The organism is Bacillus sp. FSL W8-0223 (assembly GCF_038006805.1).
GTDB classification, from domain to species: domain Bacteria; phylum Bacillota; class Bacilli; order Bacillales; family DSM-4216; genus Bacillus_O; species Bacillus_O smithii.
In genome coordinates, this window is sequence record NZ_JBBOVX010000001.1 from 2106287 (window position 1) to 2121046 (window position 14760).

The 14760-nt window shown below is 38.4% G+C and carries 11 protein-coding genes; 3 read left to right on the plus strand and 8 right to left on the minus strand.

Annotated features, from left to right (window positions below):
* Positions 1-58 precede the first annotated feature (58 nt).
* The 3 genes from NST81_RS10230 to NST81_RS10240 all read right to left on the minus strand — a co-directional run bounded on the left by NST81_RS10230 (position 59) and on the right by NST81_RS10240 (position 4040).
* A complete protein-coding gene (locus NST81_RS10230; RefSeq protein WP_048623008.1) occupies positions 59-1222 on the minus strand; it encodes an IS256 family transposase in 1164 nt (387 codons plus the stop codon).
* Positions 1223-1459: 237 nt separating this feature from the next.
* Positions 1460-2944: a glycosyltransferase family 4 protein gene (locus NST81_RS10235; protein WP_327824172.1), complete on the minus strand. Its 1485-nt coding sequence runs from the start codon at positions 2942-2944 to the stop codon at positions 1460-1462.
* 1 nt (position 2945) lies between these two features.
* Positions 2946-4040: a CotS family spore coat protein gene (locus tag NST81_RS10240; protein WP_004439877.1), complete on the minus strand. Its 1095-nt coding sequence runs from the start codon at positions 4038-4040 to the stop codon at positions 2946-2948.
* Between the two features lie 804 nt (positions 4041-4844).
* Between NST81_RS10240 and NST81_RS10245 the strand changes: the two genes are divergently transcribed.
* A complete protein-coding gene (locus NST81_RS10245; RefSeq protein WP_341029732.1) occupies positions 4845-5330 on the plus strand; it encodes a GNAT family N-acetyltransferase in 486 nt (161 codons plus the stop codon).
* A 99-nt stretch (positions 5331-5429) separates the two neighbouring features.
* Here the strand turns inward: NST81_RS10245 and NST81_RS10250 are convergent, their stop codons facing one another.
* The 5 genes from NST81_RS10250 to xylA form a co-directional block, all read right to left on the minus strand.
* Positions 5430-6455, minus strand: a complete 1026-nt coding sequence (locus NST81_RS10250) for a DUF3231 family protein (protein WP_341029734.1) — start codon at positions 6453-6455, stop codon at positions 5430-5432.
* Between the two features lie 232 nt (positions 6456-6687).
* Entirely contained in the window at positions 6688-6894 is a 207-nt protein-coding gene (locus NST81_RS10255) for a hypothetical protein (protein WP_341029736.1), read from the minus strand.
* Positions 6895-7583: 689 nt separating this feature from the next.
* Positions 7584-8966: a sugar porter family MFS transporter gene (locus tag NST81_RS10260; protein ID WP_341029738.1), complete on the minus strand. Its 1383-nt coding sequence runs from the start codon at positions 8964-8966 to the stop codon at positions 7584-7586.
* A gap of 80 nt (positions 8967-9046) precedes the next feature.
* The gene (gene xylB / locus NST81_RS10265; RefSeq protein WP_341029740.1) at positions 9047-10549 is read right to left on the minus strand and encodes a xylulokinase; all 1503 of its coding nucleotides are present in this window, start codon (positions 10547-10549) and stop codon (positions 9047-9049) included.
* A 147-nt stretch (positions 10550-10696) separates the two neighbouring features.
* Positions 10697-12031, minus strand: coding sequence for a xylose isomerase (xylA, locus tag NST81_RS10270; protein ID WP_341029742.1), 1335 nt, complete (start codon positions 12029-12031; stop codon positions 10697-10699).
* A gap of 245 nt (positions 12032-12276) precedes the next feature.
* Between xylA and NST81_RS10275 the strand changes: the two genes are divergently transcribed.
* Together NST81_RS10275 and NST81_RS10280 are read left to right on the plus strand one after the other, a co-directional pair.
* The gene (locus NST81_RS10275) at positions 12277-13452 is read left to right on the plus strand and encodes an ROK family protein (RefSeq protein WP_341029744.1); all 1176 of its coding nucleotides are present in this window, start codon (positions 12277-12279) and stop codon (positions 13450-13452) included.
* 18 nt (positions 13453-13470) lie between these two features.
* Positions 13471-14472 (plus strand): aldose 1-epimerase, encoded by a 1002-nt coding sequence (locus NST81_RS10280; protein ID WP_341029746.1) that lies wholly within the window; start codon positions 13471-13473, stop codon positions 14470-14472.
* The last annotated feature ends 288 nt before the right edge of the window (positions 14473-14760 follow it).

Below are 14760 nucleotides of genomic sequence, written 5' to 3' on the forward strand. Positions count from 1 at the left end.
TCATATAAGACAACTTAGTCTCCCTAGACTCTGTTCTTCATGAACAAAATTTGGTCTTTCAGTATCTTTCTTCAAACATATCTTGAAGTGCCTTGTATGCCGTAGAAAACCCTTTAAGTTTTCTAGTGGACCATTTTTCATTCAAGTCCTGTACCGTTAAGAACGTGATTTTTTCTGCTGCTTCAATACTGGTTAAGCTGTTCATCGTTTTGAGTCGTTTACGTATATCTTTAATCGTTCGTTCAATAGCATTGGTCGTGTAGATGACACTACGAATACTGGTCGGATATTTCATGAATGTTAGGAGGACATCTAAATCCTGTTCCCAAGATTGGACTTCTCTAGGATACTTTTTAGACCACTTGTCTTTAAACTCATGAAAGGCTTGAATGGCTGCGTCTCTTGTCATCGAACGATAGATCAGCTTTAGGTCTTCAGCCACTTCAAATTGGTCTTTTTTCCTTACCTTGTTTAACGTATTTCTTACTTTGTGGACCACACATCGTTGAACATCGGCTTTCGGATAGACGGCTTTAAAGGCTTCTTCAAGACCTGGGAGTCCATCAAAAACACCAAGTAAGACTTCATGAGCACCGCGTGTATAAAGGTCTTGGAGAATCTCTTGCCAGCCATGCGCGCTTTCTTGACCTCCAACGTAAAAGCCAAGAATTTCACGATAACCTTCTTCATTGACACCAAGAACAACGTAAATGACTTCTTTGGCATACGTATCACGACGAACTTTTATATAAAACCCATCAAGATACAACACAGAATACCGTTTGTTTAATGGACGTTGTTGCCATTTTTGAATATCCTCCAACGCGGCATCTGTAATATGACTAATCGTGGTAGGAGAGTAGGTTGAACCAAGAATTCTTTCGATAAACTTCCCAATTTCTCGAGTGCTCATCCCACTTTGATACATTTTAATAATCGCCTGTTCCAGCCAGCCGTCTTGACGTTGATAAGGCTCAAACAGTTGAGTCTGGAAATCCCCGTTGCGATCTCTTGGAACCGTAAGAGCTTCTATTTTCCCGTACTTTGTATCAAGAGTACGGTGATAATAACCATTTCTTGAGTTTTGAACGTGTTCCTGTTCCACTTGGAGGAAATTTTTGATTTCTTCTCTCATGATGAATTCAAGCTTTTCTTGAACAAAATCTTTTATCATATTTTCCAGTTGATTTGCGAAATCTGAGTTGAGTATACTATTACTCATAAGGTAGGGTATCTCCTTTCAGTTTTGTTTGGTCGCAAATCTGAGAATACCCTGCCTTTTTCTTTTTTTCTAGTAGAAAAATTTGCTTACACAAAATAATTTACATCATCAAAGATTTGCTCAGTGTCTCAATTATTTATAGCTGCTTATTGCCTTTTGGTAAGTCAACTATCCAGTTATAGAAACTAATAATGCTTCTTTCCAGCCATCATAAGTTTTGGGAAACCATATGCCATTTTAACTGTCTCTGCGTCTTCGGCTCGTACTGTCTCCTCGTCCGCGTCTTTTTTTGCGCCTGTGTGTACGCCTATTACTATAACTGTGGGAGCTTCTTTTATGGCGTCTGCGTGTATGCCTATTATCATGGCTGCGTTTATAGTGCTTGGAATACCATATGCTTTTTCTAACGGTTTCTCCATCCACATCCAATATGGTGTATTTAATCTTATCTTCAGGTTCCGATTTTTTATCCTTTTTATGTTTCGCTTCATATTCCGATTCTTTATTCTTTTTATGTTCCACTTTATTTGCACTCGTTTTTTCTGTATTTTCTTGTTCAGTGTCTGAAGTTGGGATCACCTGAATGGCTTGACTCCAAACTTCCAGTATCTCGGATGCTACCCGATCCCATTGATACTGGGAAACAGCCAGTTCTCTTCCCCTTTCTCCCATCTTTTTCATTAAAGATTTGTCAGATAAAATTTGGGAGATTTTTGCTACGAAATCTTTGGGATCTTCCGGATTTTCTACAACAAGACCATTTTCTCCTGAATGAATGACTTCCGGGTTGCCGCCCCGTGCGGTTGTGACGATCGGAAGTCCTGCTGCCATTGCTTCATAATGCACCCGAGCTAGCGGTTCTTGCCATTGCGAAGTACATACAAATAAATCAGCTGCAGCAAACCAATTCTGTATTTCATCCGGTGCCACAAAGCCTGTTGTTATAACCGGCACTGGCAGCTTTTTGGCTAATGCTCGTACGTAAGCCACATAATCGGTTATGTTATTTTGGCTAAACCAATTGCTGCCTACAATAACGAGCGCTAAATCTTTGAATTTTCTTGAAAGTTCAGGCAAGGCTCTAACTAATTTATCGACCCCCTTATTGCGTGAAAGCCTTCCGGCGAATAAAAGCACCGTTTTGCCCTCTAAACCATTCGCTTTTCGAATTTCCTTGCGTTTTTTTTGCATCTTTGGATGACTTCCGGGTAAAAATCTCTCGATATCTACTCCTGAATAAATCGTGCGAATCTTTGACGATGCTTGTGGATAAAGTTGACGTATAACATTTCCAACATAATCGCTGACCGTAACAATACCAGAAACTTCTTCCAAAGCTGCGGTTGCTTCTTCTGAATCGATTTTTTCCGCATTGAACATATCATTGTGCATGCTTAAGGTTATCTTAGAATGAGGAGCGGCCTTACGGACAGGAATGACAAGGCGTGGACGGTTAAAAATGTGGATAAGGTCGAATGAGTTTGATTCAACATATCGAATCACACCTTCTCGATATATTTCGAAGATTTTTCCCGGTACACGTACATAATGAATGCCGTCTACAGTTTCTTGATCAGGAAGAGAAGGATCATCAGTCCCTAAAACGGTAATATCATGATGCTTGCTTAAATGTGGAAGAACACCGGAAATATAAGTTTGGATCGCTCCTCCGCGTACGGGAGGCACAGGGAGCTTTTCCGTACAGATCATCAAAATTTTCATGTCATTTCACTCTCTTCCAATCATTTTGAATTTCCTCCAAGACCGGCCATTTAGTCTTATCCGTTTCGATAATGGTTTTCATTAATTGTACAGTTTGTTCATTTAGAAACAATTCAGGTTCATACACAACTTCTTTTATATTTTTATAGAATTCATTCGGAAGTGATAAATCAATCATAAGAATCTCATATAATTCAGGAGAGATGGGATTTGATTCATGATAGGCTTTAATCATCTCTCTTATCCACTTTGCATCCCATTTATATAAGTCCGCCATGGTTCCTGAAATCAGCTTTCTTAAATCACGAATCGGGAGATCATAGGCAACACCGTCAAGGTCGATAATCCACATCCCGTTCTTGCCCATTTGGCCATTAGACCAGCCATAATCCTGATGAACTAAGCCCCAATGGGAATTGCCATGTTTGACTAATTCATAATACTTAGATTGATCCAGTCTTTCCAGACTTCTTCGAGCTTGCTTTTCAAATTCATCTACCACGTCTAATAAGTACGAACTTGCGGGAAGCTCTTTATAAGCTTTAGCAATGTTTCGAAACCAATCCATTTTCATAATGACGTTTTCATAATTGCTTCGCCATTTGTGCAATCTTGAAGCTGTTTCTGCTTGGCGCGGGGGGACATAGCCTTTGCTTAATCGATGAAATTCACCTAGTGCGGAACAAAGCAATTTGGCTCCCTCTAAATCTTTTGTAACAGGTGTTAACGACTCAATCCACTCTGCGACGAACCATAGCTTTCCTCCCGCCTCGACATAATTGGCTCCATCTTTCGTCTTGACAATGGGCGGTACTCTGGCATGCCGAACATCAACTAAATATTCTTGAGCTCCCAAGCTAAATAAACTCCTGGTTGGTCTTCTGTGCAACAGCTTTAAGCTTTTCGGTCCCTTGCTCGTTTCAATCTTCCAAATACATCCCCCTTTATCAGGTTTCGTTGTCACGACCTGCATGCTTTTTACCGAAAAATCATAATGCTTTAAAACTTTATCTGCCAACTTGTTAATATAGTCAGGTACAAAAAACTCATGAGTGGTTTCATTCACTTCCCATGGTTCAATGAAAGTCTTCTCCACTATATCCCTCCTATAAAATCAAAATGAATCTTCATGGGATTGCTATATCGTCCATCTTGTGTAAAGTTTGTCAAGACATCTTCGATTTTGTCTTTCTGAAGTTGGGCGTTTTAAGTCATCCATGGGAATTCATCAGCCATTACGCTTTCTTTAAATTATGATTTATAAAAAGATTTGTCTAATACACTTGACCCGTTTATTAAGAGATTGTTAAGGAATTGTATCCATTCAGCTCATTGTTGTGATCAACACTTTCCCCCAAAAAACATTAACCGAATAAAGTAAAATGGCCGTCTTCAAATGACTAAACAGTATTTGAAAAATATAGCCGTCAAGTTCTCTCCTTGACGGCTTTTAACCTGCCTATCACGTTGTAAGAAATTTCAAGAAAAGTGCTCCTCTTCGTGCAGGTATATGGTATCTTAAAAACAAACGTTAGCGAATGGAGTATTTAATAGGTTTAATAGCGAAAAGTTGTTTTTCTAACAGGGCTAAACAGAAGGAAGAACGATCGGAAAGGATTCTATCCAATCTTTCTGGTAGACCGAAAAAAGAAATACACACTTCACGGTGTTTTTTGGTGAACAGAAGCAAACCGATTGGAAAGTAGTTTGAAAAGGGTGATTGAGGGGTGGCTTTTTTCTGCGTATTCACGGATGAAATACGGTGTTTACAACCAGAAACAGCGGTTGATCGAGATATGATAAGAGGAACGATCGGAAAGCTTCATAAAATGATTTCAATCTAGTTGTTCCATCTCTTTTAAAAATATTGTAATGAAATAATAAATGAAAGGTGATAGAAATGAAATGGATCATTCGCAAAATGGAAAAAGAAGACATAGAACAAGTCCAACAAGTTGCCAAAAGAAGCTGGAATGATACCTATGAAGGCATCATCCCACATAAAATTCAGGAAAGTTTTTTACGTTCCGCCTATCATGACGTAATGATGCAAAAACGTTTAGAGAAGTCTTTTTTATTCGTTTCAGAAGCTAATGGCAAAGTTGTAGGTTTCGCAAACTTTTCCCCGGTAAAAGAAAATGGAACGACTGAACTTTTAGCTATTTATCTACTTCCGGAATATCAAGGCAAAGGAATAGGAACAGCTTTGCTAAAGGAAGGAATCAAGAATTTAACAGGGGCAAAAAAAGTTTTCGTTGACGTAGAAAAAGACAACCAAATCGGAACAAACTTCTATAAAGCGAAAGGATTTGAAATGGTTTCTGAATTTGATGATGACTTTGATGGGCATATTCTAAAAACAGTCAGAATGGTCTTGAAAATTTAAGGCTTCCTAAAAACATCAATGATGTGTTCATTGGTGTGCCGTTCAAATAAAAGACCAATTGTCTCTGATAAAATCAAAAAAGAGGAGCTTTCTGCCCCCCTATGATTGGGTATTTTTCTTGGCCAGTTCTTTTCGGTCGGGTGCCATAGGAGGCTGTTCCAGCCATCTATTTTTAATCATGATATTGGCCCCGTCTTCAGCATATTTCTGTATTTCCAATATTACTCTGTTATAAAGAATTCCAATATCGATTCTAGGACTAGAAGCAACACTAAAACCATAGTACCCAACACTCAAAGAAATCAAAGAAGTTGTATAAAACATCATGAGTTTTTCCGAAAAAGTGTAGGCTGTACTTTCTGTAATTTCTGAATCCCAAGTGATCGGTACAGGAATATCACTTTCTTCTAATTTTGCTCCAAATAATTGAATATGCTTTTTTGAAATTTCTACACCTCTTTGAAAAAAATGTGTTATATCCTTAGACTGTGCCACTTGACTAAATCCTGTAAGAGTGGCTTTTCCTAAAGCATTTCTTTGAATGTTAGAATATAGTTCGGCTATTTCCAAAGCTGTTAAAGGTCTTTTTTCACCAAAGAAGTCTAATATAAAGCCCTGCTTTTTCACAAATTCAACATGATCTAAGTCAGTCAGATAAGGAGTCCTCATGTAAAGACCTTTTGAAAGCAACAAATCCTTTGCCATTTTATATAATTGCTGCGACTCAGTGAGACAATCGCTATAGAATTCTGTAATGTCTGGCCTTACAGCTAAAGACAAACTGATGGAATAAGTAGTAAGCCCTATCTTTGCCATGTGATGTATAAATTGCAATACATAGATATCTGAATACAATTTAGGAGCATTTAAATCAACATCCTCGTCTAGTTTAAAGCCATGAGGAAGCACATTTTTTTCGTTAGTAAGAAATGCGGCGATCTTTTGAATATGGGCTTTAGATATTTGCAATGTATGCTCAATGATAGGCTTTATATCTTTATCCTCAACCTTTTGTAAAAAATAAGTCATCACACAAATACTTGCACTGTCGTTCATGTATTGACTCCACAGCTGAGATATTTCTCCTGAGGTTAGCCTGCCCTGCTTTCCTTGCTTCAAAATCATATCCTCCCTTCATACTTATCCAACATTTTCTCCAATCGTCGACTTTTATATGTAATACCATTTAAAAAAATAGGATTTTTTCCCATGGCTCATTTTTTCTTGCAATAAAGGTTGATTTACCCATTTCTGTTAGATAATCACCATTCATCCTCCTTTAAATAGCCAACTTGTCACCGTTTTAAAATTTTTTCTAAATGTAGAAGTAAAATGGAGAATCTTTTGCTTTCAAATATCATCCTATAGATACATTCTTTTCATGACCGACAGGATTTTTCCTTTTCGCTAAATCACTGAACAGTAGGACGAAAACGCCAGCCAAAAATTTAATTAAACCGCCTAATGCAATCACTTTTCCAATCCCTATAAAATTGGCTAAATACCCCGTAGCAATGTTTCCGACAATTAAAAACCCGATGATAGCAGGTAATAATTCTTTCAATTCTATAATGATTTTCTCCGCTTAAATTTCCCATTATTTTATCATCAAGTTCAGATCGAATGATTCATGTCTTTCGCAAAAGTGAGCAAATGTCCTAATACCAGACCATTCTTTCACCTCCATCATTATTTTTCATTCGAATCAACCTTTTGTAAAAAAGTTTCACGCTTCTCTTCCGCTCAGTCGTTTTTCTTCCTGATGAACAATATATGATCTGACGCTCTCAGGTTAGGTTCTTGCATATTCACACATCAGTCACCTTTTGAATATAAAATATTTCTTACTGTCTGAACTGCATTTTCAAAGATTAAACGTAAGCGGTTGGCAGCATTGCCATTCATAAAATCAAGAACAAGAAATCGGGAAAAACTGTACGGAAGGCTTTTGAAGTTTAGAAACCAAGTGGAACATTAGGGAGATTAATATTTTAAAACGAAGGATTACATAAAAATATGAAGAGACCTTTCTTAAGTGTATTACATCAGTTCGCCGGTGGAGACCAACACATATTATTTCTGCAAAAAATCAATCCTCTACATTCACATGCTTATTGACTGTTAGTAAAAGAAAAAACGTCCCAACAGACCGATGCTGACGCTCAAGCGGAGATCCACAGAGAGACAGGCTGTCATCTGTCTCTCTGTTTACATGCACCTTAACCAAAATGTTGTGCAAGTTCCATTTTTATACTATTTGTTTAAGAAATGCGGCATATCCATACGATTCTTTTCCAAACTTTTATTTCTAAGTTCCAATTCAATTTGTTCAAGACTTTTTCCTTTCGTTTCTGAAACTTTTGTGCTTACAAATAGGAAAGCAAGAACGCCCATAATACCGTAGACTATAAACATTGTGCTGATGCCAAATTGTTCAATGAGTTTAGGGAATGTTAAAGAAACAATCAAGTTGGACAGCCAGTTAGCAACACTTCCAATTCCCATACCAATTCCTCGAATGCTCAAAGGAAAAATTTCTGAAAGCATTACCCATACAACAGGTCCCCAACTAAGAGAGAAGAATGCGATATATACTGCTAAACAGATGACAGTGGTCCAACTTGCTGCAGCTGTCGGCCCTGATAAAGCGTTTACAATACCGAGTACAAACAAAGAAATCGACATACCGGCATTTCCAATTAAGAGCAAAGGTTTTCTCCCAACTTTATCAATAATCATCACAGCAATAGCCGTAATGATGACATTGACAATCCCGATACCGACAGTTCCTAGAATCGCGGCAGACGCTCCAAGCCCAACATTTGTAAATGTAGTGGGAGCATAGTATAGCACCGTATTACATCCTATAATTTGTTGGAAGACAGCCAGACCAATTCCGACGATTAATGCAGGTCTTACCCATCTTTCTTTCACTTCTTTCCAACCGCCTTGTTCCTGTTCAAGTTGGTTGGCCAATTTAATTTCATCTATTTCTTCTTCGACTCCTCTTCCTTTGCGCATGTGATTTAAAATGGAGCGGGCTTCATTTTCACGACCTTGTTTTAATAGCCATCTTGGACTTTCCGGTAAAAAGAACATTCCGATTAAGAGCAGCAACCCCGGGATGAAGGCGACTCCGAGCATCCATCTCCATCCTTCTATGGAACTGAAAAGATAGTTTACGATATAGGCGAGCAAAATACCTGTCATAATCATCAATTGGTTCAAACTAGACAAGGCTCCGCGAATGGAGGTAGGCGCCATTTCGGAAAGATACATAGGTACAAGGGTCGAAGCACTTCCGACAGCTAAACCAAGCACTATTCTGAAAAAGATCAATACCCATGTATTGGGAGCTAAAGCCGTACCTAACGCTCCTATACAAAAAATCGTTGCAGCCATGAGCACCACTTTACGACGTCCCAATCGATCGGACAAGCCGCCACTGATAGCCGCTCCTATCATACAGCCCAATAAAATGGAGCTGACGACGATCCCCTCAGTCCACGAGGTAAGATTCAAATCTTTTTTGATAAACAAAATAGCTCCTGAAATAACCCCGGTATCATAACCAAATAATAGACCGCCCAATGCACCAAAGAAATAAATAAGTCCATTGCTCACTTTCAATTTCATCGATTGACCCTCCCATCATTGATCAGTTTGTTTTTTCATTCATTCGTGCATTCACATAGTCAAAGCAAAGGAAATTGACGCTATTTCATGGCTCTAAGATCAAATAATTGATGATTGATCGCAACGGTTTGTGGATACACATCTTTATAAACTTGATAAAACGCTTTATAGCGTTTGACATTTTCAGGATTGGGTTCATATATCTTAGCTGTTGAAATAAAGGCCTCCGCACATTCTTCAAGCGATGAAAACCAACCTAATCCGGCAGCGGCAATCATGGCAGCCCCCATGCCTGGTCCTTGCTCGTTTTGCAATTTCACCACTTTTGCATTAAATACATCGGCTTGGATTTGCAGCCACAAATCGCTTTTGGCGCCGCCGCCAATCGAGACAACCGTATCGATCGTCTTGCCATAATTACGGAATATTTCAACGCTTTCGTTGATAGAGAAAACTATCCCTTCTATAACAGCTCGGACAAAATCCCGTTTTTGATGAGAACCATCAATTCCTGTAAATGTTCCTCTTATTTTGGCATCTGCATACGGGGTCCGTTCCCCCACTAAATAAGGAGTGAATATCAAACCATTCGCACCGATTGGTGATAAAGACGCTTCTTCCAATAAATGAGAAAAAGATTCATTTGCGGCAAAGGTCTCCTTAAACCAATTTAGACTGTAACCTGCGGCAAGCGTTACGCCCATCGTATAGTAGGCATCTTTTTTTCCATGATTAAAAAAATGTACTTTTCCTCCAAAATTTCGATTTTTGTCGCTCTCATAGGATAGAAAAACACCGGATGTTCCGATACTGCACAGTGCTTTTCCCTCTGACAAAATACCAGCGCCGATGGCTCCACAAGCGTTGTCAGCTCCACCGGCAAAAACTTTGGTAGAGGGTGATAAGCCTGTTTTTTCAGCCACTTCAGGCAACAGGTTCCCTACATAATCTTCTGTTTCAACTAAAGGCGGACAAATGCTGATTGGAATTTCTAAAGTGCGGAGTATATCCGTACTCCAAGACTTATTGAGAATATCCAAAATAAGAGTGCCGGCTGCATCCGAATAATCCATGTTTAATTGTCCGGTCATACGAAAACGCAGATAATCTTTTGGCAGTAAAAAGACGCTCGCTTTGCTTAAATTTTCAGGTTCTTGTTCTTTTACCCACAGTAACTTTGGCAAAGTGAATCCTTCTAATGCAGGGTTTTTGGTGATTTCAAGCAATTTGCCGCCTAATTGCTGATCAATCTTCTTACATTGCGGAGTCGTTCTTGTATCATTCCATAAAATCGCATTTCGAATCACATTGCCATGTTCATCAAGCAGTACGAGACCGTGCATTTGTCCAGAATAACTGATTCCTTCAATATCATCCGGGTGCACGTTCGATTCCTCAACCAGTTGTTTCAACGCCAATATCGTTTTTTGAACCCATTCTTCAGGATCTTGTTCACTATAACCAGGTTGTCGTTGAATAAGCGGATAATCTTTTGACACCGAATGCTTCACTTTCCCATTTTGGTCGACCAGCAGCACTTTTACAGAACTTGTTCCAAGATCAATACCAATGACATATTTCATCTATAATCTCCTCGCTGTTCATTAGACAGGTGAAACGAACGGCTGTCTCTTAAAAGTGCCATTAAGAGGTGGTTCCTTTGTTCAAAAAGGGACAGCCGCTCTTCATACCTGTTTTCCTCATTCATATTGATGGAGCATCAAAAGTCATTAAGCGAAATTTTCGGCATATGCTTCTTGAACAATGTACTGATTCAAGATAGTTTTTAATTTTTCTATTCTACCAGACTCATTGACAATTTCTTTTTTATCAATAATATAGTTTTCTAGTGATTTAAAATCAGCTTTACCGGAAACAATTTCGGCGCCGATGCCTTCTTTATAACTGCTGTAGCGTTCTTCTATGAAATCATCAAAAACACGATCTTCAATGAGTCGATTCGCTACTTTTAAACCTAGAGCATAGCTGTCCATTCCGGCGATATGAGAGTAGAATAAATCATCAGGCATAAAGGAAGATCTACGCGGCTTGGCATCGAAGTTTAATCCGCCTTTTCCGAGACCGCCATTTTTAAGAACTTCATACATCGTAAGAGTCGTTGCATACAAGTCCGTTGGAAATTCGTCTGTATCCCATCCAAGAAGCGGGTCCCCTTGGTTGGCATCCAATGAACCAAGAAGTCCGTGGATTCTGGCTACGCGAATTTCATGTTCAAATGTATGTCCCGCTAATGTTGCGTGGTTCGCTTCCAGATTCAATTTAAAGTCTTTGTCTAAATCATACGTTTTCAAGAATGCGATCGTAGTGGCCGCATCAAAATCATATTGATGTTTCGTAGGTTCTTTTGGTTTCGGTTCAATTAAAAATTGACCTTCAAAACCAATTTCTTTCGCATAATCAATCGCCATATGGAAGAATCTGGCCATATTCTCTTGTTCAAATTTCATGTCGGTATTCAGCAATGATTCATAGCCTTCTCGACCGCCCCAGAACACATAGTTTTCCGCTCCTAATTCTTTGGCGATTTCAAGCGCTTTTTTCACTTGTGCAGCGGCATAAGCAAAAACATCGGCGTTACAAGAAGAGGCAGCCCCATGTACAAATCTAGGATTTGTAAACATATTCGCAGTGTTCCATAGAAGTTTTACATTACTAGTTTTCATGTAATCTTTTATCATGGAAACGATCACATCAAGATTTTTATTCGTTTCTCTTAACGTATCCCCTTCAGGAGCGATGTCGCGATCATGGAAGCAGAAATATGGGTTGCCTAATTTTTCAAAAAATTCAAAAGCTGCTTCTACTCTTGCTTTTGCTAAATCCATGCCTTTTAAATGATTCCAAGGACGAATCATCGTTCCCGAACCAAATGGATCAGATCCATCTTGGGTAAAAGTGTGCCAATAAGCAACCGAGAAACGTAAATGATCTTTCATCGTTTTCCCCGCAATGACTTCGTCGGGATTGTAATAACGAAATGAGAGATCACTTTTTAATGAATTTCCGGAATAACTGATTTTGCCGACATTAGGAAAGTAAGTCATTTAAGTTACCTCCTCGATTGAATGTTTTAGATAATGAAAGCGAATTCAAATTGCATCAAAAAAATATATTGATGCGCACTTTGTTTAACCAATAAACTAAGTACACCTTCATACTAGCACCATCATTTTTAAAATTCAATATTTTTTTTGAATAAAAAATACGATACAATAAAAATGTCTAGAAAAAGACAAAAATGAAAATTTAGTTCGTTTATCGACTATACAAACTAAGAAAGAGGATGTTCATGAAAACAGCGGATCAAACTTTTGTAAAGGTCCACAATCAAAAAATTATATTAAAAAACATCATCAACCATTATCCAGTTTCAAGAGCGAAATTATCCAAAATAACCAATCTGAACAAAGCGACCATTTCTTCCCAAACAGCATTGTTAATAGAAAAAAATCTCGTATCTGAGATAGGTACAGGCTCATCAAGCGGAGGAAGAAAACCAGTATTGCTGGTTTTTAATAAAGAGGCAGGTTATGCCATCGGAGTCGATTTAGGAGTCACTTATATTTTAACCTTATTAACAGATTTGGAAGGAAACGTCATTTATTGCGATTACTATGAGATCTCTGACAATTCGTTCGAAGCAGTCAAACCCATTCTATTAGAAAGAATCCAATTGGTGGCCAGCAAAGCCCCAAAATCGCCGTATGGCATAATCGGGATTGGGGTTGGCGTTCATGGATTCGTGAATAAAGATCAATTGGTGTTATTTACTCCGAACTCTAAGTGGAAAGATGTTGATTTGAAAACTGTATTGGAAAACCATTTTCATTGTCCAGTCCTGATTGATAACGAAGCAAACGCCGGGGCTTACGGCGAGAAATTGTTTGGTTCCATCAAACATTGCACAAACAGCATCTATGTGAGTATCGGGACCGGAATTGGCCTCGGCATCATTGTCAACAATGAACTTTATCGGGGAACGGACGGATTTTCCGGTGAAATGGGGCATATGACGATTGATTTCAATGGAAAAAAATGCGGCTGCGGAAACTATGGATGTTGGGAACTGTATGCATCAGAAAAAGCGTTTTACGACAATCTTTCCCAATTAAAGAATATGGAAAAAGTAACTTTAGAACAGGCGAGCAAAATGATTCAAGAAAATGACGGGGAAGCGTTAAAAGCGCTGGAAACATTCGGACATTATCTAGGAATCGGTTTAACCAATATTATCAATGCCTTTAATCCGGAAGCCGTTGTTTTAAGAAGCAATTTAATCGAAGCGAATCCCATCGTGCTAAATTCTATACAAAGTACGATTTCCTCCAGAATTTCTAGATATGTTCATCAAAGTCATCAGATTTATATTTCCCAGTTAAATCGAAATGCTACCGCTTTGGGAGCAGCCTCTTTTATGATTCATCAATTTCTTATGGATTCAGAGACTTTTCATACCAATGAATGAATAGGGGAGAATCGGGATATGAACAGTGTATCTAAAAACGATGTCAAACAAACCCGTTTTAATGGAATGTACGCTTATGAATTAAATTGTGATCCATATCAAGCGGTTATTCTTCCGAAGTTTGGAGCAAACCTGATTGCGTTTCGAAATGTAGAAAAGGATTATGACTTTATTCGCGAACCGTCCATTCATGAAATGGAAGATTTTCAACAAAAGCCTTTTTTATATGGCATTCCAGTATTGTTTCCACCTAATCGTTTAGAAGACGGTACTTTTACCTTTTCGGGTAAAGTGTATCATTTTCCTATTAATGAAAAGTCAAAGAATAATCATTTACACGGTTTTTTTCACAGTGCTGTCTGGGAAGTATTTAAATATGGATCTACAGATCGAGAATGTTTTATAGAATTAGTACAAAGTATAGACGAGCAATCCGAAGTTTTTCGTTATTTCCCGCATCGCTTTAAAGTGCATCTGCGATATACTCTGTCGAAAGAAGGACTAAATCAACAAGTAAAAATCATTAATAAAGGTTCAGAATCCATGCCTTTAATGATTGGTTTCCACACATCCATTAAGGCGCCTTTTTCAAAAAACAGCACGGCAGAAGATTATACGTTGCAATTGACCATACAAGATCGAGTAGAATTGAATGAACGGTCATTACCAACCGGAAATCTATTGCCTTTGAATGAAGAAGAGAAAAAAATCGCAACAGAAGGTTTTTCTCCGTACTATCAACCACTCGATCATCATTATGTGGCCCAAGATGGAAAAAATCGAATGGTGTTAACGGATCAACGCGAAAAAATCTCTCTTATATATGAGACAAGTTCAGAATTTCGCTTTTGGATGCTGTTTAATCAAGATGCAAAAAGTGGATTTTTTTGCCCGGAACCACAAACGAATATGGTAAATGCGCCTAATATCCCACTCCCCTTTGAACAAACCGGAATGATTGAATTATCAGGAGGTTCGGAGTGGTCCGCTCAATCTCGCCTTTATACGGAACCGTTTTAATATCTCATATCACGCTCGTATAGACAAAATGTATCTATACATGCCATCTACTGGGTAAAATTCAGATTGTTGGTCTGTTCGAAGTTGTTTACAATAATTCATCCCATTGGATTTCGAATGGTTAGTTTAAGTACTTCCAATGTATGGAACCATTCAGCAACAAAACAAGGTATAGGACAATGAAGTTCTATACCTTGAATCCATCACTATAGAATTTGCAACTTTTCTGTCAAGGTTCTTCTTTTTTTGCTTTTTTCGTTTCATACTGGTCTGTTTGGATCGATTCCT